Origin of the sequence: Acinetobacter sp. YH12128 (assembly GCF_013418655.1) — a bacterium.
In the GTDB taxonomy this organism is placed as follows: domain Bacteria; phylum Pseudomonadota; class Gammaproteobacteria; order Pseudomonadales; family Moraxellaceae; genus Acinetobacter; species Acinetobacter amyesii.
The window spans coordinates 104,534-122,932 of sequence record NZ_VPBO01000006.1 but is presented as its reverse complement, the minus strand read 5'-3'; the positions used below and the strand labels follow the sequence as shown (position 1 = coordinate 122,932).

General features: G+C 41.5%; 22 protein-coding genes and 2 tRNA genes. 9 read left to right on the top strand and 15 right to left on the bottom strand.

What is annotated here, in order from left to right:
- The first annotated feature begins 258 nt into the window (after nt 1–258).
- A complete protein-coding gene (locus FTU64_RS05480; protein ID WP_180059363.1) occupies nt 259–978 on the top strand; it encodes a hypothetical protein in 720 nt (239 codons plus the stop codon).
- Between the two features lie 149 nt (nt 979–1,127).
- On the opposite strand, the gene tehB is transcribed toward FTU64_RS05480, so the two are convergent.
- Complete coding sequence (gene tehB / locus FTU64_RS05475; protein WP_180059362.1) at nt 1,128–2,000, bottom strand: SAM-dependent methyltransferase TehB; 873 nt, start codon at nt 1,998–2,000, stop codon at nt 1,128–1,130.
- Between the two features lie 297 nt (nt 2,001–2,297).
- On the opposite strand from tehB, the gene FTU64_RS05470 reads away from it, so the two are divergent.
- Nucleotides 2,298–2,918 carry a hypothetical protein gene (locus tag FTU64_RS05470; RefSeq protein ID WP_180059361.1) on the top strand — a complete coding sequence of 207 codons (621 nt, stop codon included), beginning with the start codon at nt 2,298–2,300 and terminating at the stop codon, nt 2,916–2,918.
- A 53-nt stretch (nt 2,919–2,971) separates the two neighbouring features.
- Here FTU64_RS05470 and FTU64_RS05465 read toward each other — a convergent pair whose 3' ends face one another.
- The 10 genes from FTU64_RS05465 to FTU64_RS05420 all read right to left on the bottom strand — a co-directional run bounded on the left by FTU64_RS05465 (nt 2,972) and on the right by FTU64_RS05420 (nt 9,804).
- Nucleotides 2,972–4,333, bottom strand: coding sequence for a GGDEF domain-containing protein (locus tag FTU64_RS05465; RefSeq protein ID WP_180059360.1), 1,362 nt, complete (start codon nt 4,331–4,333; stop codon nt 2,972–2,974).
- A 377-nt stretch (nt 4,334–4,710) separates the two neighbouring features.
- Nucleotides 4,711–4,989: a hypothetical protein gene (locus FTU64_RS05460; RefSeq protein WP_078190480.1), complete on the bottom strand. Its 279-nt coding sequence runs from the start codon at nt 4,987–4,989 to the stop codon at nt 4,711–4,713.
- A 79-nt stretch (nt 4,990–5,068) separates the two neighbouring features.
- On the bottom strand, nt 5,069–5,818 hold the full coding sequence (locus FTU64_RS05455) for a hypothetical protein (protein WP_180059359.1): 750 nt from the start codon (nt 5,816–5,818) through the stop codon (nt 5,069–5,071).
- Between the two features lie 192 nt (nt 5,819–6,010).
- Nucleotides 6,011–6,538 carry a hypothetical protein gene (locus FTU64_RS05450; protein ID WP_257222199.1) on the bottom strand — a complete coding sequence of 176 codons (528 nt, stop codon included), beginning with the start codon at nt 6,536–6,538 and terminating at the stop codon, nt 6,011–6,013.
- A gap of 193 nt (nt 6,539–6,731) precedes the next feature.
- Nucleotides 6,732–7,466 carry a class I SAM-dependent methyltransferase gene (locus FTU64_RS05445; RefSeq protein ID WP_180059358.1) on the bottom strand — a complete coding sequence of 245 codons (735 nt, stop codon included), beginning with the start codon at nt 7,464–7,466 and terminating at the stop codon, nt 6,732–6,734.
- 104 nt (nt 7,467–7,570) lie between these two features.
- The gene (locus FTU64_RS05440) at nt 7,571–8,296 is read right to left on the bottom strand and encodes a hypothetical protein (RefSeq protein WP_180059357.1); all 726 of its coding nucleotides are present in this window, start codon (nt 8,294–8,296) and stop codon (nt 7,571–7,573) included.
- A 30-nt stretch (nt 8,297–8,326) separates the two neighbouring features.
- Nucleotides 8,327–8,767, bottom strand: coding sequence for a hypothetical protein (locus FTU64_RS05435; RefSeq protein ID WP_180024926.1), 441 nt, complete (start codon nt 8,765–8,767; stop codon nt 8,327–8,329).
- A 151-nt stretch (nt 8,768–8,918) separates the two neighbouring features.
- Nucleotides 8,919–8,994: transfer RNA gene (locus FTU64_RS05430), tRNA-Phe, on the bottom strand.
- A 137-nt stretch (nt 8,995–9,131) separates the two neighbouring features.
- Nucleotides 9,132–9,207, bottom strand: a tRNA-Phe gene (locus FTU64_RS05425).
- A 207-nt stretch (nt 9,208–9,414) separates the two neighbouring features.
- Entirely contained in the window at nt 9,415–9,804 is a 390-nt protein-coding gene (locus tag FTU64_RS05420; protein ID WP_078190486.1) for a GNAT family N-acetyltransferase, read from the bottom strand.
- 97 nt (nt 9,805–9,901) lie between these two features.
- Here FTU64_RS05420 and hisB point away from each other — a divergent pair, with 97 nt between their 5' ends.
- The 6 genes from hisB to FTU64_RS05390 all read left to right on the top strand — a co-directional run bounded on the left by hisB (nt 9,902) and on the right by FTU64_RS05390 (nt 14,335).
- Nucleotides 9,902–10,495, top strand: coding sequence for an imidazoleglycerol-phosphate dehydratase HisB (gene hisB / locus FTU64_RS05415; RefSeq protein WP_180059356.1), 594 nt, complete (start codon nt 9,902–9,904; stop codon nt 10,493–10,495).
- Nucleotides 10,495–11,112, top strand: coding sequence for an imidazole glycerol phosphate synthase subunit HisH (hisH, locus tag FTU64_RS05410; RefSeq protein ID WP_180054217.1), 618 nt, complete (start codon nt 10,495–10,497; stop codon nt 11,110–11,112). Before hisB ends, hisH begins: the two co-directional genes overlap by 1 nt.
- Before the next feature lie 145 nt (nt 11,113–11,257).
- Complete coding sequence (locus FTU64_RS05405; RefSeq protein ID WP_180054345.1) at nt 11,258–11,788, top strand: DUF805 domain-containing protein; 531 nt, start codon at nt 11,258–11,260, stop codon at nt 11,786–11,788.
- Nucleotides 11,789–11,900: 112 nt separating this feature from the next.
- The gene (locus tag FTU64_RS05400; RefSeq protein ID WP_180054216.1) at nt 11,901–12,578 is read left to right on the top strand and encodes a 3'-5' exonuclease; all 678 of its coding nucleotides are present in this window, start codon (nt 11,901–11,903) and stop codon (nt 12,576–12,578) included.
- A gap of 67 nt (nt 12,579–12,645) precedes the next feature.
- Entirely contained in the window at nt 12,646–13,377 is a 732-nt protein-coding gene (gene hisA / locus FTU64_RS05395; RefSeq protein ID WP_078190493.1) for a 1-(5-phosphoribosyl)-5-[(5-phosphoribosylamino)methylideneamino]imidazole-4-carboxamide isomerase, read from the top strand.
- Nucleotides 13,378–13,447: 70 nt separating this feature from the next.
- Nucleotides 13,448–14,335 carry a DMT family transporter gene (locus FTU64_RS05390; protein WP_180054215.1) on the top strand — a complete coding sequence of 296 codons (888 nt, stop codon included), beginning with the start codon at nt 13,448–13,450 and terminating at the stop codon, nt 14,333–14,335.
- Nucleotides 14,336–14,425: 90 nt separating this feature from the next.
- Here the strand turns inward: FTU64_RS05390 and FTU64_RS05385 are convergent, their stop codons facing one another.
- The 3 genes from FTU64_RS05385 to FTU64_RS05375 are packed head-to-tail and all read right to left on the bottom strand — an operon-like array spanning nt 14,426 to nt 16,462.
- On the bottom strand, nt 14,426–14,818 hold the full coding sequence (locus FTU64_RS05385) for a hypothetical protein (protein WP_168378990.1): 393 nt from the start codon (nt 14,816–14,818) through the stop codon (nt 14,426–14,428).
- 39 nt (nt 14,819–14,857) lie between these two features.
- Complete coding sequence (locus tag FTU64_RS05380; protein ID WP_180022370.1) at nt 14,858–15,484, bottom strand: DUF1294 domain-containing protein; 627 nt, start codon at nt 15,482–15,484, stop codon at nt 14,858–14,860.
- 27 nt (nt 15,485–15,511) lie between these two features.
- The gene (locus FTU64_RS05375) at nt 15,512–16,462 is read right to left on the bottom strand and encodes a homoserine kinase (protein ID WP_111884520.1); all 951 of its coding nucleotides are present in this window, start codon (nt 16,460–16,462) and stop codon (nt 15,512–15,514) included.
- A 110-nt stretch (nt 16,463–16,572) separates the two neighbouring features.
- Between FTU64_RS05375 and hisF the strand changes: the two genes are divergently transcribed.
- Nucleotides 16,573–17,334 (top strand): imidazole glycerol phosphate synthase subunit HisF, encoded by a 762-nt coding sequence (gene hisF / locus FTU64_RS05370; protein ID WP_306674445.1) that lies wholly within the window; start codon nt 16,573–16,575, stop codon nt 17,332–17,334.
- Between the two features lie 374 nt (nt 17,335–17,708).
- Here the strand turns inward: hisF and FTU64_RS05365 are convergent, their stop codons facing one another.
- On the bottom strand, nt 17,709–18,329 hold the full coding sequence (locus tag FTU64_RS05365) for a hypothetical protein (RefSeq protein ID WP_180025920.1): 621 nt from the start codon (nt 18,327–18,329) through the stop codon (nt 17,709–17,711).
- Nucleotides 18,330–18,399 lie beyond the last annotated feature (70 nt).

The following is an 18,399-nucleotide window of genomic DNA, read 5'->3' as shown; positions in this document are numbered from 1 at the left end:
CAGCATGCGCCACAAGAGGATGAGGAAAATTTTTCATATAAATCCTCTCCCTGAGCGGTATTCTGCGCAAGTCTCCTTAAAAGGAGAGGGAATGTCCATTGTGAAGTAAATTTTGTTCAAAAATCTTCAGCAATAAACCGTGCTAAACAACCCTTAAAAAACGTCTTAGCATATTTAAAATTTAAAACGTTAATTCTCGATTTTCAGCGATTTTTGAATTATGGTAAGGCCTGAACCAAAACTTAAATATGCATAACAATGATAAATAAACGACTTCACTACCTCATAAAGATGAGCTGCCTAAGCACTTTTATTTTTCTTACAGCTTGCGTTACAAATAATCAAATCGGTGAACTCTCCCGTGATCTGTTTCAAAAATACGAAACAAAATATGCATGGAGAACAATCCTTGAAGATGATGTGATCGCATTTGGCAAACCTGCTAAAGCAATACCCAATGAACCAATCGATAGCATCGTAGTCGCAGGCAATAAATACAGCTATTTGATCAATAAAGGCGGTGCTGATTTTATTCAACTGACAAGCCAACTCAATCCACAATATATTCGTCTCCATCGAGAACTTGACTTTAATTCTCCGAGCCCGAACAGCACTAAATTTAGCGGAAGCTTTAAATTTTATTATGCGCCTCCCAATGGAACACTAAGTCCTACGGAAAGGGCATTATTCAACCAATATGGCGTAGCACCATGTGATTGTTCAAAGGCAGAACAGCAAGATCATCTCTTTAATTTAGAAATTGCAGGTACGGTTTACCCAAAAGTTGCGAATGCCGCAGATTTAAAGCCCTTAAGCCATCCCTATAAGATCCGTATCCAGCATTACGAAGACCAAAGTGGCTATGTTAAAAAGTCAGGGCAGGAAAAATTGGCAGAATTACCACTATTGCCTTTAACACTCACAATCGACATCATTCAATTGCCTTTAAAAGCTTTAGGCTTTATTTATCAGCCTTAAATCAGAGTATGATCATATTCAATTGGTTGAATTTTCTAAGTACACATACACCCTGACTAGCTCAAAAATGGTTCCCTTTTTCCAATTTAAGTAAAGTAAGTGTTGAGTTGATCACCAATCCTTCAACTCAACATCCTACAATTCTTGGCTTAAATTTTCTGCGCCAACAAAGTCGCAAAATGCTGTTGAATCCGCTGCCCTTCAGCATCCACCCGATGCAGCTCACCGACATTTTCATTGTATTTCACAATATTCCAGCCTTCATACAACGCACTTAACTCTCCTGCTTTAAAGCTGAATGGAAAGTCAGACTGCGCAGGAATATCAGGCGTATCCATCGCACAGACAATCAGGTTATAACCATTGATATTGGTGGCTTGCTGCATATGTTGAATCAGAGGCTTCACTGTCTTGGCTTCTAAAAACATCATCACCACGGTACAGCAAATAAAATCATATGTACCTGTAATGCTTGGGTCAGCGTTTAGATCACGCTGCTGTACATGAATATTTTCAATACCTTCCGCAGCGATCACCTCTTGCAGCTTGTGCAAACTGTGTGGATTGACATCCCATGCATCCACCTCAAAGCGCTGCTCAGACAGCTGACTTAAGTACAGCGAATTACGCCCCTGCCCACAGCCGACATCCAAAGCACGACCACCTTGCAAATATGGTGTTGCTGCCAAAATTTCTGAATGTGTTGGGCTGAGTTGATACTTCTTATAAAAATAGTCCTGTGCTAAGCAATAAAAACTCAACTGACATTGCACATCGTCACTCGCAGACACAATCTTGTGCCACGCCTGCGGTTCGATAAACGGCGGTGGCTGATCTGGGCTAAATACATGCGTGGAAAGGATATTTCCAGACGCATCTAACATGGCAAAGTTCACTTCACCTTGCAGTACGGTGAGTTTTGCCCAAGTGCCTGCTTTGGTATTGTGCTGTTGTTTAAAACCTTGTGGAATCGACTGCTGCGTCCACACAGGGAGCTGTTTATAACAAATAAGCTGCTGCATCTGACGTTATCCCTCATGCGACATTATTTTTATGCCATACCAATGGCAGAAATATATATTCACCATAACGGCTTTAATAGTGATTTTAAATCAGCTTTGAATTGAAAATTTCGAATGCTGTGCAATACTCACTGTTCTTGTTTGTTTTTCTGCGTAACTCCATGTTATCCGTTTGTAACATTGGTGGAATATTCACACAATCAAATCCCTCACTCTGTGCCGTGTAACCTAAGCGCTGTTGATAAGGCATAAAATTTACAATGCCTTATTTTAACTAAGTTTTATAGAGTGATGACTATGAACGCGATCAAAACTACTTTAGCTGTTGCTTTAGTTGCTGCTACAACTTCTGCTATGGCAACTACTGCTGTAGAACAAAAACCTGCGACTGCTGTTGAAGTTGTAAAAGCTCAAGCTGCACAAGCGAAAACTGCAACTGTAGCTGCTGCTCAAGCAACTAAAGATGCTGCTAAAACTCAAGTGGCTGTTGGAGAAAAAGCGACTCAAACTAAAACTTTAACAGTGAAAGAAACCACTAAAGCAAAAACTGCTGACATGAAAAAAGCAGTTGTAGAAAAAGCAGCAGCAACTAAAGAAACTGCAGTTGCAGCAAAAGATGCAACTGTAGAAAAAACTGTAGCGGCTAAAGACGCTGTTGTTGCAAACACTGTTGCAGCAAAAGACGCGACTGTAGCAAAAACTGTAGCAACTAAAGATGCTGTCGTTGCAAAAACTGTTGAAGCAAAAGATGCAGCTGTAGAAAAAGCAACTGATGCAAAAGAAGCTGTTGAAACTAAAACTGAAGAAGTAAAAGCTGAAGCGAAAAAAGACTGCGCTAAAAAATGTGCAGAGAAAAAAGCTGAAGCAGCTAAAGCTGAGAAAAAAGGTTTCTTTTCTTGGTTCAAAAAAGCAGCTTAATCGTTGATTAAATGCAAAAAAAGATGCCTTCACGGCATCTTTTTTTTGCCCATTTAGACTGCAATACTGCTTTCTGCCAACGGAATAATCTTTTGATAAACAAACTGATTTTTCCCCTGTGATTTCGCCTGATATAGGCAGGCATCGACATGCTGTAGAGTCGTGGAGTAATTAGACAAACTCAACTGTTGAAACTCGGCCAAGCCCATACTAAAGCTGACATCTAGCCTTAATTGATCTTTTCGAAACGGTACATGTTCGCAGCGTTCCAAAATTGTTTCACACAACATTTTACCCTGCTCCAAATCGGCACCTTCGAGCAAAATTAAAAATTCTTCACCGCCCCAGCGACTGATAAAACTCGCGCGAGGACTACAATTTTTTAAGATTTTTGCCAAATGCACCAAAACACTGTCCCCCATTTGGTGTCCATATTGGTCATTAATTTTTTTAAAATTATCGACATCGAGCAAAATGACACAGCCTTTATCAACCGCACCCTCTATAAATATTTGTTCTTTAAAGGCATGGCGATTTTTCAGTCCCGTCAACTCATCGCAAAAACTTACACGTTGCAAAGCCAAATATAGACGTTTATTTCGTGCATACAGCTCACAAATAAACAGAAAAATGATCAAATAAATACCCAATGCCATACGATAAGAACTGATCCGCGAGAGCATATGTACCTGTGCATCCGACCAATATTCCCCAGCCAATGGCATGGCACCATACCAGCCACAGATCAGCGTCATTAAGCCAATCAGCCAGCAAAAGGTTTTGAAGTCATATTTGATCGCGTAGTAACACATCAATAAAGGCAAGACCATGCAAGCATAGAAGATCTGATCATTTGAGATCACATATTGGACGGCCAGTGCCACGATCAGATAGCCATAATCCACCCACGGCACATTCATCCAGCGCTGAACACCAAACAGTAAACACACCACAGCCAAACTTGTTGCAAATTGCTCTAGAAAATAATCAACAAAGGCAAAGTATTGGTTGTCCATCTGAAAGCACGCCACAAACAAGAGACTGCCTGCAAAAGCACTCACGATACTCGGAACAGCTAACATTAGGGTTCGCTTAAAGCGGTGTTTTTTTAAATGGCTCAGCGCTAAATAGGCTTTAATAAATACCCAAATCTGAAATGCCGAAATCGCACACAGGAGAAATTTATCTTCTAAGATTTTGGCAGGATCGACCATCAACGAAGCCACAAAGATCGCACTAAAAGCATAGAGCACGATCAGTAAATCGTGGCTTAAATGCTTCCGCATTAAAATCATGCCATAGGCAGCAAATGCATTTACCACCCAAACAGGGCTAATGAATAATTCATAGGTATAGCCTATCGACACCAATGAAACCGCACATATGGCAAGCCATAGCAGTATTAATTTTTTCATACGCTAAAAAAAATCATCTCTAAAGATGGCGATAAACCTTTCATTCAAAGCCAATCGGTCTAAGGTTAGAATGTTTGCAAGTTCAATACAGCTCAGCTTCTTATGCGTTATGGGCTGCTGGCTAAAAATTTATGTTTAAATTTTCGGCGTATTTTAAGTGATTTAAATCACACTATTGATTGATAGTTGTATTAAATTTGCAATTTCAACAATCAAAGACTGTTTTAAAGCCAATGTTTTTTGCTCTATTCATGCTAGCTCGGAACACGTTTGTCGCATTGATGCTCGATAACAACAAAAAAACCATCCGCTAAAGGATGGCTTTCACTTGCATAACATGTCTTGAAGCTGTGCTGAATAATTTGAATGAAAAGGACTTATTTTAGTATTTGTAATTGTTCCATCAACCAAGCCATGTATTTATCTTGATCCATAAAGTCAGGCGCCGTCCCTGTATCCAAACTATAAAATTGTTGATTAAATTCAATCACAATCTGTTCAGTCAAATGCCAATCTTCAATCATACGAAAATACTGACTGAAGAAAAAACGGTTCTTGCCCCAATTGTTTAAACTTTCCAAACGTGGATATTGGCGGTTCGCGATGAAGTCGATATAGACCTGCTGAATATCATCAAAAATCTGAATAGCTCGCATGAGCATGGACCTCTATATGATGTAAAACCCTGCTATAAGCCACTTTATCGCGCAAATTTGAAAGAGTGATGACAGTCAGTTAAAGCTTTTGTTTCAACTCTGAACGGTTCTTTTGGCGGATCTCATCCATTTGTGCATTGAGCGCTAACATCTCTGTATAAAGCTGATTAAACTGCTTTAAAGGCGCATCTTCATAGAACATAAATAATTTATTTTTCTTTTCCCATTTATTGGCTTTCAGCACAGCAAAGAGCTCATCAGCCTTCGCCAAGCTTTGCTTTTCTAACTCAAATAAAGCATGCGACTCATCACTATCACGACTGTCTCTTAAACTCTGCGCAATTTGCTGACGAAACACCTGTTTGACCGCCAACTGTTTGGCCTGCGCTAAACCATTTTCCTCTTGCTGTGTGGTTTTTTGTTCATAAGCATCGACCACTGCATGCACCTGCTGCAGCATTTGCTCAGTCTCTTGATATTGGTTTTTTTTATCTTTTAATAAGCGATCGATATCGAGAAATTTATCCCAATTCAGTGCTTTAAGATCACGAATATATTGATTCCGCGCTTCTGCACGCTGCACCATTTGGCTCAAAATAAAATCCGCCATGATCTTATAATCACCCGTTAATCGTGCATCTGTTACATTGAGTTGTATCGGTTCTTCCCAGTGCTGAGCTTGCTGAAAGATTTGCTCAGTTTTTTCACGTAAAACCGTTTCATAGGTCGAGAGTTGGGCAGCTTCTTTTTGCTGCACTGAATATTGATAAAACATCCAACCAAACACCAATACCGTGGCACTGGCCAAGACAACAAAGATACGCGGCATAATGAGCTCCGAACCATCTTTTATTCAGTTTAACGAAAAGTTTGAAGATTGACGATAAAATAGCCATGTTTTTTAGCGATGCTATTTAACTTCATCAATGTAGAAAGACCTAAATTACGCATGCCATCAAAACGAAAATTCATGGATAAAGCATGAATTTTCGCATTCAATTTGCTGTAGAGGTGTATTCGATTATGGGGTCTTGATCGGATTGGTATTTAACTGACGGTCGATGTTTCCGAGATTGATTTGCTCACGACTGATTTGCACATTGGTCGCATTACGGTCAATCCCAAAGGGTTGCAACATAATATATAAACCATTGCGTGGGTCAGAAGACTGCAAACCTGCGGCAATATTTAAAACATGCTGTTGCATCAAAGGCGATAAATTCGACATATCTGGCACTGCTGTGGCAGGTAAGATATCAATATTTGACACGATTGTTGCATCGACACCTTTGTTTTGAGTATCACGCTCAAGTTGCATCACCCGTTGCTGTAAGGCTTTACGGCGATCCACCTGCTCTTGGTACTCAACAATGCCCGTCTCTGCACGCATTTCACGCTCTGCCATAATGGTTAAAGCAGGCATCTGAATGGCTTGTTGTTCGGTGTCCGCAGCTTTTGTTGTGGCTTTTTCCGCAGCCAAAGTATTCATAGCCGTCATTGCTGTACTAACAAAAACCAAAACGGAGACAGATTTAGGGAGATTCATCATGTTTATTCCGAGAGATTTAAAAATAGAAGATTGAAAAAATTTACACTGCTATTATTGTACAGCAATTAATCAACTCACTAGATTTAACCCCGACAAACGGCAGGATAGCACAGCTAGTTTAAACCTCACGTTGCTCATTCTGGACTTGAGATATCATCCTTTACCTATCTGCATTACCACTGCTTTTTCTTTTTTATACTGTTCCAATTCTTAACAGCACAGGAAATGACAAAGCAAACTCTTGCTGCGGATGACGGCTAAAGAAGTCGTGCAAAGCTGCACATGGTTGAAGTGTCGGATGTTGCTGTTGATAATGTTTTAACCCAGACCATGTTTGCAAATAGTCCAAAATTTGCTGTGAACTCCACCTGTAATTTAAAAACAGCTGAGGTGTCGCTAACTCCTGAAATGGAAACGGAATACTGCGATATTCTTCGTCGATGTAACAACGTTCAGCATCCCAATAGCCTTTTAACGTGACAAAATACAGATCCTGTAAAAGCTGGTTCAATTCCGCGTGTTCAAATTGAATCAGACCATAACCCACAATGGCGATATGACCTTGGGGTTTCAATACGCGTCGTACTTCTGCATAAAATGCAGCAAAATCGAACCAATGAATAGCTTGCGCGACTGTAATTAAATCCGCTGAATGGTCTGCAAGCGGACAATGTTCGGCGCTGGCTTGCTCATAACGCACATTGTCTAAATTGGGTGCTTGTGCCAATTGCTCTGCACTCAGATCTGTCGCTAAAATCTGTTGAAAATAGGGCGCCAAACCTTTGGTAAATTGACCTGAACCTGCACCACAGTCCCATGCCAATTCACGCACGGCAACATGCTGCAAGATGCTATCGACAACTTCAGCAGAATAACTTGGACGTGCTTGTTGATACAGCACACTCCCTGTAGAGAAAAGGTCTTTCATTGTAGAAATTCATTGGTTATTTTTTATCAGTTTAATCGAATTTTAGGGGTAGGAACTAGCACTTAAGTCATAGCTTCAGCGATAAAATTTGAGCTTCAAAATATTTACTCAATCACATGCTGTATATAAAAACTGGTCTGCGCAATCGGGCTTAATTGATCATTCATTTGATAATATTTCACATCATAATGACCAGTTTTCCATCCAGTCATAGGATAGAAACTCACCCAGTTTTGTTGCTGTTGCTCACTAACTTTGCGTGGTGTAAAGAGCAGCACTTCACCGCTATCACGATGCGTCAAACGCACCATGACTTGCATATTGTTTGGAACTTTACCCATGGTATCAAAATGTGCATACAACGGCTGTGTGACATAGATTTCACGAGGTAAAACTTGATCTACATCTGTCTGTGATTGATCTGTCACATACGCTTGCCCTGCCAATCGCTGATGCGGATCATTTTTGGCTTGTAGAAATTCGTCTAACATCTGCTGCGCAAATTGTTGCTTATTTTGAATCCCTGCAAAACTGTAATTGGGAAATGCCTGCTGTAAATATCGCCCCAATTGTTGATCTGAAGTCTGCTGAATAATGCTCTGTAGCTGACGATGTTGGCTTTTGCGTTGTTGCTGTATATCTTTAGAATGAGGTTGATCCGAGGTATCTCGATCTAAAGCCAAGAGTGCCACAGGATTATTCGTCGCCAAAGAGACAAGCGAGTGCTCAGGTGGCGGCGACGTCAAGCTTGGTTGGTCATTCCACGATGCCGCAATATAGCCCAGTGCAAAACAGAGCAGTCCAAGCGCCGCATATTGAAGTCGCTTCAACTGTCACTCCACGAACCTATGTTCATTTGATTAAAAGCCACAGCGGAGCACTTCTGTGCCGACAATATACTCACCAGAGCTCATCGTCGTACCCGTATTAATCACCTGATTTAAGCTAAAGTTAGATCCAACTTTTAATTTAAGCAGACCATTATCACATGCTGCAGTTATTCTGCTGCCCGATTTCATATTGGATACACAGCCCGTTTTGGTCACGGCATAAATTGTTTGCCCTGCGGAAATACTGGTGCTACACGATGCTGTAATTATTTTATCGAGCGATGATTCACAGGAAGAGCAATTGCCATTATCACAAAGCGCTGCTGCATTTTCACTTTTACATTCATAGGTCACACCATTTTGGATAATGGTTTTAGAATAGGAAGAATCGACATTACTGCCGCCCCCGCCACCACATGCGCTCAGCAAGACACTCATGCCGACCAAAACAGGAAATAATATTTTTTTCATAACCTTAACCCTTATTTTTTAATAATTTTCTAATAGCCATTGGGCTCATCATCTGGCATCGATTGTAGCAGTTAAACTGTGCGAAATATCAACACCTGAAAAACAGCAGACGAAAAAAAACCTCAAACAATCGTTTGAGGTTTTTCGAATATGGTGGCGAGACCCAGGATCGAACTGGGGACACACGGATTTTCAATCCGTTGCTCTACCTACTGAGCTATCACGCCGATGCGGTGTATTAAGCCGCATCTCAGTTAATTAGTCAATCATATTTATAAAAATATTTTTCGTATGCATATTTTTTAGGCAAAAAAAATCCCTGATGGGATCAGGGATTGATAAACTGAAAAATCAGTTTTGAATATGGTGGCGAGACCCAGGATCGAACTGGGGACACACGGATTTTCAATCCGTTGCTCTACCTACTGAGCTATCACGCCGATGGGGCGTATTAAACAATTTCAGTCTCATGGCGTCAAGCATCCGTTGCGCTTTTTTGTGCAAATGTTTATTTTTAAATCAATATTTCACACTATTTGCTTATTTTTTGAGTGATTTCAAATTTCCACAGCTGAAATTACAGTGACGAAACTGTATTTATCCAATAATAAAGCAGCTCAATGGCTGCTTTATTATTGGAGGGCAGGTTATTCAGCCGCAGTAATTTTTCCAATGTGTGCCAAACAGCGGTGGATCGCGCCACAACCCGGCTCAAAAGTCTTCACCCCTTTTTCTTCTTCCATACGGGTGGCCTCACTGACCAAGCGCTCTGCAACACCACGCCCACGATTTGCAGGGTGTACCACAATATATTCAAGGGTTTTGCTTTCACCTTGGCCTGTACACCAAATCGCACCAATCAATTTTGTATTAAATTCTGCAGTATAAACTAAGGTATACTGAGCTAAGTTCTGCTCAAGTTGTTCAATCGCATCGGAACCGTCGCTAAACTCAGGGCTGGTGTCATACAGTCGCTCAAGCTGGCTGCGCACTTCATCATTTTCTAAAGAAGTATAGGCATGTACGGTAATAGGCATTGATAAACCCTCCTGAGCAATCTAATATGCGGTGACTTTTCGTCACAGCGAAAATATTTTTACATCAATCATTTTGACGTATTTGAGGAACGTGTCTATGACAGATCGTATCAGTGAAGTGGTAAGAAACACCAACGAAACCAAAATTCGAGTTCGTGTGAATCTTGATGGTACTGGTCAAGGCACTTTAAACACTGGTGTTCCATTTTTAGATCATATGATTGATCAAATCAAGCGACATGGTCTGTTTGATATTGATATTCATTGTGATGGCGATCTTGAAATTGACGATCATCATACCGTAGAAGACTGCGGGATCACACTCGGACAAGCATTTGCGCAAGCACTTGGCGACAAAAAAGGCTTAAAACGCTATGGTCATTTTTATGCACCACTGGATGAGTCTTTAAGTCGTGTCGTGGTCGATTTATCAGGTCGTCCGGGTTTGTTTATGGATATTCCCTTTACACGTTCGATGATTGGTCGTTTTGATGTGGATTTATTCTCTGAATTTTTCCAAGGTTTTGTAAATCACGCCTTAATGACGCTGCACATTGATAACCTGAAAGGTAAAAACAGCCATCACCAAATCGAAAGCGTGTTTAAGGCATTTGCACGCGCTTTGCGTATGGCATGTGAAATCGATCCACGTGCAGAAAATACTGTTGCTTCAACCAAAGGTACTTTGTAATGACCCGTATTGCCCTTCTTGACTATGGCATGGGAAATTTACACTCTGCAGCCAAAGCCCTGGAACATGTGGGTGCAACTGTAGATGTAACCAATGATCCCAAGCTGATTGCTCAAGCCGATAAAATCGTATTTCCTGGTGTAGGCGCAATGCGTGACTGTATGCAAGGCATGCATGAAGCAGGTATTGATGAAGTGGTACGCAATGCCGTATTCAACAAGCCTGTTCTTGCAATTTGTGTCGGCATGCAAGCATTGATGCAGCACTCTGAAGAAAATGGCGGTACAGATGCGCTGGGTATTTTTGAAGGTGAAGTGAAGCATTTTCCAGAGATGGCAGGTTTAAAAGTTCCGCATATGGGCTGGAATCAGGTGCATCAGGCAGACCCAAGCCATCCGATGTGGAAAGACATTGAACAGGATGCACGTTTCTACTTCGTCCATAGTTTCTATGTGGAACCGAAAGATACTGCCCTAGTCGCTGCGACTTGTGATTACGGTTTAGAGTTCTGTACGGCGCTGTATAAAGAAAACCTGTTTGCTACGCAGTTCCATCCTGAAAAAAGCCATACTGCTGGTTTGCAATTGCTGAAAAACTTTGTGGAATGGAAAATCTAAATATCCATTTTTAAATATTTTAAAAGCTCAACTCTGGTTGGGCTTTTTTATTTTTGCGAATTTTTCTTTAATTTTTTATAAAAAATACTTATTATTCATACAAATATTTAAAATAATTTTTTTTAAAACTATAAGGGGGAATAAAATGTCATCTAATGTTCAAACAAATGATTCAGGTTTTAGCGCAAGTGGTCGCTTTGGTCGACTTTCATATGCTGCATGGATGGGCCTGAGCTCTCTTATCGCTGTTCTACTTTTATCCACTTATCTTATAAAGTATTTTTTTCCAAGCTCACCAATCGAATTAAATGGAATTTTTATTCCAATCATTTATATTGTATTTCTGTATTTTTCCATTGTATTTACAATACGTCGTTTACATGACCGCAATCAAGCAGGTTGGTTATCCTTACTTATACTTGTTCCGTTTGCCAATCTGATTTTCATGATCTATTTATACTGTGCTAAAGGAATGGAAGGCAGTAATAATTTTGGTACTGCAAGAGAAACAAAGGGCTGGGGAAAAATCTTAGGTTGGATCTATATCATCTTTATTCCTCTTAGCTTTGTTTTGGGTATTGTTGCAGCAATTTCAATTCCTGCTTATCAAGACTATGTACAGCGCGCACAGCAAACCTCAATAGAAATCCAGCAACAAGCCGAGCAAAACCAATAACAGCTTCTCATCTATACACTGTCATCAAAGTCTGCTTAATGCAGGCTTTATTTTTGCCTAAAGCCTGAAAAACCATTAAGCTGAATGACAATAAACCACGCTATCAATTGTTATGGAAGAGCCACTGCTTCAAACCCTGCCCAGCAAAGAACAAATTCAGCAATTGCCTGTATTTCAGAATCTTCCACTGCAACACATTCATATCATTAACAGCATTGAACAATGTCTTGCACTTGAAAAAGAGTTGAAAAGCTGTGCATTATTCGGTTTTGATACCGAATCCAAACCCACTTTTAAAGTCGGTGAAGTCTCAACGGGCCCACATCTGATTCAATTGGCCAGTCATGACACAGCCTATTTATTTCAAATTAACCCTCAAATATTAGAATTTTTAAAACCTGTTTTTGAAAATCGAGATCAAGTTAAAGTGGGCTTTGGTTTAAAGAATGATGCGCATCTTTTTCGTAAAAAAGGCATTGAACTGAATAGTGTGATTGAACTGTCTAAATGCTTCTCCGCCTTTGGTTTTCCTAATCCCATGGGGCTAAAAAATGCCATGGCACTTTTATTTCAGCTGAATTTTCCTAAAAGTAAAAAAATCAGTACTTCCAACTGGGCACGCAAAATACTGACTCCACCCCAAATTCAATATGCGGCTGCCGATGCTTATGCACCTGTACTGGTCTTTGAGGAATTACTTCGTTTAGGCTTACTCCCTAAACACATCCCCAACACTTCATTAAAATTACGCATTCGCCCGAATAAAATAAAAGCTGAAACTGAGGCTTAGAGATTTAGCAATACTTTGCTAAGATGGCACACAACGAATTTAACGAGATTAGGCAAGGAGCGAAAGCATGCTGATCATCCCTGCAATTGACCTGAAAGATGGCAAATGTGTCCGTTTAAAACAAGGTCGTATGGAAGACGATACCGTATTTTCTGACGATCCAGTGGCAACTGCACAGCATTGGGTAAATGAAGGCGCGCGTCGCTTACATTTGGTAGATTTAAACGGTGCTTTCGCTGGTACACCGATTCATAAGCCTGTGGTTGAAGCGATTGCTAAAGCACAGCCTGAATTGCCAATTCAAATTGGTGGTGGTATCCGCTCACTTGAAACCATTGAACATTACCTTGATGCAGGCGTATCGTTTGTCATCATTGGTACAAAAGCAGTGAAAGAGCCTGAATTTGTTGAAGAAGCGTGCAAAAAATTTGCAGGCCATATCATTGTCGGTATCGATGCCATGAACGGCATGGTGGCAACAGATGGTTGGGCAAATGTCACAGACGTGAAAGCTACTGATTTGGCAAAACGCTTTGCAGATGCTGGCGTATCAAGCATTGTCTACACCGACATCGCACGTGATGGCATGATGCAAGGTGTGAACGTTGAACAAACCGTTAACCTTGCAACGTATTCAGGCTTACCTGTTATTGCATCGGGTGGCGTGACCAACCTTGACGACGTGCGTAACTTAAAAGGCCAACCGGGCATTTTAGGTGCGATTACCGGTCGTGCAATTTATGAAGGCACATTGAACCTTCGTGAAGCTCAATTACTGCTTGATCAACAAAGCTTGTAATTTACCCGAGCAGAAAAGAGGTCTTCGGGCCTCTTTTTTTTATTTCCCCTCTTCGAACAATCAAATACACATGTCAACCGTCCAATCTGCTTGGAAAGCCAAGTTCCCGCAGCTCGCACTCATCCTGATTACCATGATTTGGGGTGCCAGTTTTATCACCGTGCAATACGGTTTAAATTTCAGCAGTCCCGTGCTGTTTGTCGGTCTACGTTTTGCCGCAGCTGCACTGGCTGTGAGTCTGTTATCGCTCAAATATCTTAGACATTTTTCTCAATACGATGTCATTGCGGGCGCAAGTATTGGCGCTGTGATTGCGATTGGCTATGCGACACAAACGGTCGGCTTACAAAGTATCAGCAGCAGCGAATCGGCTTTTTTAACCGCGCTGTATGTCCCGCTGGTTCCGATTTTTATGTGGCTCTGTTTTCGGCATAAACCACATCTGATGACATGGCTGGGAGTAAGTTTGGCTTTTGTCGGTTTGGTCTTTTTAACTGGTAATGGTTTTGGCGCTATTCAGCTCAATTTTGGACAAATCATTACGCTGTTCGGGTCGATTGCCATTGCCTTTGAAATTATCTTGATCAGTTATTTTGCACCCCGCGTCAATCTGCGCAGAGTGACGGTTCTACAGTTGGCATTTGCCTCTCTGTTCTGTTTTTGCTTTGCCCCACTAGTGGGTGAAACCACTTTGCCAAAATTTGAATGGCCATTAATCGCTGTACTCTGCGGATTGGGGCTAGCTAGCGCCGTCATTCAACTGGTGATGAACTGGGCGCAGCGCATGGTTGACCCTGCACAGGCAGCAATCATCTATGCAGGTGAACCGGTTTGGGCCGCGATCATTGGGCGGCTTGCAGGTGAACGCTTAACACCGCTCGCTCTCATTGGCGGACTGTGTGTTGTTCTGGGTGTGATTGTGAGTGAATGGCGGCCGAAACGGTTAAAGAAACGCTAATTTCAGCATCCTTTCCCATAACAAAAAGCGACCCATAAGGTCGCTTTTTTGATGCCAAGATTTTTTATGCTAAAAATCTTTAAACTCGCATTACTCATACATCGGTCGGTTGTCATTGACACGGATTAAACCTTTAATCGCGCGGTACACAATCCATAACCAAGACAGTCCGATTACCGTGACGCAGAAGGTACTCGCTCCCAGTGCTACACCTGCAAAAGCATTGGCATTATTGCCGGTAAAGAACAGAAAAATAAAAGGCACGAAAGCAATGATGTTCCAAATGAGATACCACCAAAACGTGCGAATCTGCCAAGTGAAATGGCTTTCAAAAATCGTGCCGCGCACATCACTGCGTTTGACGTAATTGATAATCAACGCGAGGACCGCAAGCAAGCCGGCAGAAAAAATCGCCACAATATAAAGAATATACAAAATAATCGTGAGCAGGCGGTTTGGATCTTTATCAATGGAATAATTCATTTCGCTCTCCGTCATGATGATTTTGCGGATCATTCCACCCTAGATATGCAGGATATTAAATGGTGAAATCAGCCATAAAATCAGTAATATGTTAAAGGCTATAGTACAGAAATATATTTTTCGAAATGGTTGTTTTTGTGTTTTATGCCGCAAACGTTGCTGAGCCAGCCATGCCGCCGGCCACCCACCTAAAAAAGACAAAAGATGCAGTGTATTTTCTGGCACGCGTCGGTTCCCCATTTGCGCAGCTTCTTTATCTTGAGCGTAGAACCAATAGGTCAGGACATTGATAATACTCACAAAAAGCAGCACCATGCCACTGAGTAAACCCGCCACAGACAAACCCGCCAAGGCGAGGATATAAATGATGCACAAGATTTGCATCGGCTCTGCCTGACGCGGCATCTGCACCACATTTTTTTTATTAGGGCGTTGTGTAGCTTTGGTTTGTGAGGCTTTTAAATAATGCACTTGCTGTGCACGAAAGCGTCCGCGTTCGTCTAAGATCACAGCATAATCCAACGCGCAGCCCACGATTGGTCGTGGGCCGGGACGGGAAAAATCTTTAATGTGCAAAAATACGCGATCTTTGGTGCTATCGTTCGGTTGAATGAAGCCGTAGCCCTTGTCATCAAACCATTCTACTAAGCGTCCTTGATCACGCATGCTTTTCCCCCTCGTTGTTTTTAAAATTTATGCAGTGACGAATTTTAATCGTTCAATCAGCATATTACGCATTTCAGCAGGGTTTTTCTGCAAAATATCATCCCCTGTACGGCCTTCTGCCGCATTTTTCTGTGCCACCTGTAAACGCATCATCCAGAAACGACCTGCCGCCATCGCCAAATATAACTCTAGGCATGATTTTTCATCTGCGGTTAATGGACGCACGCTTTCATAGGCATTTAAAAAGGCAATGGCTTTGTCTTCATTCAAATGTACATCCGGATATTCAGTACAAAAGTCATTTAAAGTAATAGCAATATCAAACAAGAGTTCGTCTTTATTTAACTCATAAAAGTCTAAAATGCCGTTGAGTTGATCGCCTTCAAATAGAGTATTGTCACGGAACAGATCAGAATGAATAAAACCGGTAGGACGGTCTGGATACATCGCCGTTAAGATGTCATATAAGCCCAACAGATTGTTAAGTAACGTGGTATCTGCTTCATTTAATGTTGGACGAATATCACGTGAAACTTGTAACCAATAAGCATGATCACGATATTCTGCACGTTCCAAAGGGAAGTCTTGTAGAGCCACATGCATTTTCGCTTGGGCTACAGCAATCGCTTCTGCTTGCGCTAAGCTCGCAGGCATGGGATGTTGACCTTGCATGCGTGGCGCAATCTGTGCAGGTTTATCCTTTAAGCTATGAATCGCTTTACCCGAATGATTCAGCGGTACAGGCACAGCTAGACCAGCCTGCCCCAAATGTTCAAGTACAGGGACCAGTTCCCCTGCACCTTGCTCGTCCATCTCTTCAAAAACAGTTAATACATACTGCGTGCCATTTTCGCAAACAATAAAATAGTTGGTATTTTGAATACCGCCTTGAATCGGAATCAGGTCAATCACCTCCAGTCCATAAGGTGCTGCAAAATCCTGAACTTCCTTTAAAGTCAAAGTGGTATAAACCGACATAGAAAACCTGCGAAAAAACTTACATATTTTTGATAGAATAACCGCTCCGACTACTAAGGTGTAGCATCTAAGTCGCGAAGTTTCATAATCGGCTGTTATTTTTGGAAAAAATTATGCTTGCTAAACGTATTATTCCTTGCCTCGACGTGGACAACGGTCGTGTAGTGAAAGGTGTTCAATTTCTTGATATTCGTGATGCAGGCGATCCAGTTGAAGTTGCACGCCGTTATAACGAACAAGGTGCGGACGAAATTACCTTCTTAGACATTACCGCAACCTCAAATGGTCGTGATACCACTTACCGTACGGTAGAGCGTATGGCTGAGTCTGTATTTGTGCCATTAACAGTCGGTGGTGGCGTGCGTAAAGTAGAAGATATCCGCCTGTTATTAAATGCGGGTGCGGACAAAGTTTCGATTAACTCTGCGGCTATTTATAACCCTGAATTTGTACAAGAAGCCTCTCAGCGTTTTGGCGCACAGTGTATTGTGGTTGCTATTGATGCGAAAAAAACCGGCGATAATAAATGGGAAATTTTCACCCACGGTGGTCGTAAAGAAACCGGTATCGATGCCATCGAATGGGCAGTAAAAATGGCGGACTTCGGTGCAGGTGAATTACTCATCACCTCGATGGATGCTGACGGAACCAAAGCCGGTTATGACCTTGAACTGATGCGTAACATCAATGACCGTGTGACCATTCCAACCATTGCTTCTGGTGGTGTCGGTAATCTCCAACATTTGGCCGATGGCATTTTAAAAGGTGGCGCAGATGCGGTGCTTGCAGCCTCTATTTTCCACTTTGGTCAACACACCATTCCTGAAGCGAAAAAATATCTTGCAGAACAAGGCATTGAAATGCGTCTTTAATTGATTCGTTTTCAATGAGGATTGAAAAAGAGCGATGATTCGCTCTTTTTTTGCTTTGGTGTTTTTGATGCAACGCCATGGAGTTGTAGCAGCGAATCGTCAATTTAATTCATCCACTATAGACATAAAAAAAGGAGCCTTGTCGGCTCCTATAAACCAAGAAAAACTACAGCACTTGGTCTGATACTTAAAACAAATGAAAAAATATACATAGCAACTTCATCAATCAACTCGTCGTGTACAAGCCTTTTGATGATTTAAATATAGGGCATTTACACTGTATTTGATTGACAGTAGATTCATAATTTATTGACAAATTGCGACAGCTCAAATGGGTAGCAACGCTCGTTGTCAAAACGCACAGTGCATTCATATTAGACCGTTTCAAGAAGTGCAACTGGCTTTTCACGCTCAGCGACCCACTTTGCAGGAAATACCCGATTGACCCAGTGTGACAATGGTTTCGCAATCGCTGTCGGTAGTAACACACCCAATGGGTTCTGTTCCTGTAATTTTGCCGAGGAGATCACTCGAGTCCCTAAAATATAATCAAACCACGGCTTAGTCACACACCAATTGGCATCCTGATTTGAGTTCATATGGTGGTCATAGTGCCATGGAATCTTTTTCATCGCCCACTCTGGCTCAAGATGTGCGCGACGATGGATATAATAATAATTCCCTGCGCAATACAGCACAGACAAACTCATTCCTTTGGAAATGGGATAAAACAGCGGGACAAATACCGCTGAAACTGCCACCAGTGACAATATTTCATTTTTCGTGCGCCAGTTCTGTACACCTTCAACATAGCCATGATCATGAAAATCTGTTTTTCGAACTTCACGATGATGTTCCCAATGTGATTTCATGCTTTTCGGTACTGGACTAAAACGTGGCTTGCCTGACCGATGTGTCCCATGCAAAACATATTTATGCGCGACCCATTCAAAGGCATTGGCAACGACCAACCCTGCAATAAAACCTTTTAACATGACTAATATCTCCTTTTCTTAGCTCCACTATAGGTAATGAAAAGGGCTAGATATTGACCGTTTTTTTTAA

Coding starts and splice junctions, on each gene's coding strand:
- FTU64_RS05480 (WP_180059363.1), top strand. CDS start 259: ATGATAAATAAACGACTTCACTACCTCATAAAGATGAGCTGCCTAAGC.
- tehB (WP_180059362.1), bottom strand. CDS start 2,000: ATGCAGCAGCTTATTTGTTATAAACAGCTCCCTGTGTGGACGCAGCAG.
- FTU64_RS05470 (WP_180059361.1), top strand. CDS start 2,298: ATGAACGCGATCAAAACTACTTTAGCTGTTGCTTTAGTTGCTGCTACA.
- FTU64_RS05465 (WP_180059360.1), bottom strand. CDS start 4,333: ATGAAAAAATTAATACTGCTATGGCTTGCCATATGTGCGGTTTCATTG.
- FTU64_RS05460 (WP_078190480.1), bottom strand. CDS start 4,989: ATGCGAGCTATTCAGATTTTTGATGATATTCAGCAGGTCTATATCGAC.
- FTU64_RS05455 (WP_180059359.1), bottom strand. CDS start 5,818: ATGCCGCGTATCTTTGTTGTCTTGGCCAGTGCCACGGTATTGGTGTTT.
- FTU64_RS05450 (WP_257222199.1), bottom strand. CDS start 6,538: ATGATGAATCTCCCTAAATCTGTCTCCGTTTTGGTTTTTGTTAGTACA.
- FTU64_RS05445 (WP_180059358.1), bottom strand. CDS start 7,466: ATGAAAGACCTTTTCTCTACAGGGAGTGTGCTGTATCAACAAGCACGT.
- FTU64_RS05435 (WP_180024926.1), bottom strand. CDS start 8,767: ATGAAAAAAATATTATTTCCTGTTTTGGTCGGCATGAGTGTCTTGCTG.
- FTU64_RS05420 (WP_078190486.1), bottom strand. CDS start 9,804: ATGCCTATTACCGTACATGCCTATACTTCTTTAGAAAATGATGAAGTG.
- hisB (WP_180059356.1), top strand. CDS start 9,902: ATGACAGATCGTATCAGTGAAGTGGTAAGAAACACCAACGAAACCAAA.
- hisH (WP_180054217.1), top strand. CDS start 10,495: ATGACCCGTATTGCCCTTCTTGACTATGGCATGGGAAATTTACACTCT.
- FTU64_RS05405 (WP_180054345.1), top strand. CDS start 11,258: ATGTCATCTAATGTTCAAACAAATGATTCAGGTTTTAGCGCAAGTGGT.
- FTU64_RS05400 (WP_180054216.1), top strand. CDS start 11,901: ATGGAAGAGCCACTGCTTCAAACCCTGCCCAGCAAAGAACAAATTCAG.
- hisA (WP_078190493.1), top strand. CDS start 12,646: ATGCTGATCATCCCTGCAATTGACCTGAAAGATGGCAAATGTGTCCGT.
- FTU64_RS05390 (WP_180054215.1), top strand. CDS start 13,448: ATGTCAACCGTCCAATCTGCTTGGAAAGCCAAGTTCCCGCAGCTCGCA.
- FTU64_RS05385 (WP_168378990.1), bottom strand. CDS start 14,818: ATGAATTATTCCATTGATAAAGATCCAAACCGCCTGCTCACGATTATT.
- FTU64_RS05380 (WP_180022370.1), bottom strand. CDS start 15,484: ATGCGTGATCAAGGACGCTTAGTAGAATGGTTTGATGACAAGGGCTAC.
- FTU64_RS05375 (WP_111884520.1), bottom strand. CDS start 16,462: ATGTCGGTTTATACCACTTTGACTTTAAAGGAAGTTCAGGATTTTGCA.
- FTU64_RS05365 (WP_180025920.1), bottom strand. CDS start 18,329: ATGTTAAAAGGTTTTATTGCAGGGTTGGTCGTTGCCAATGCCTTTGAA.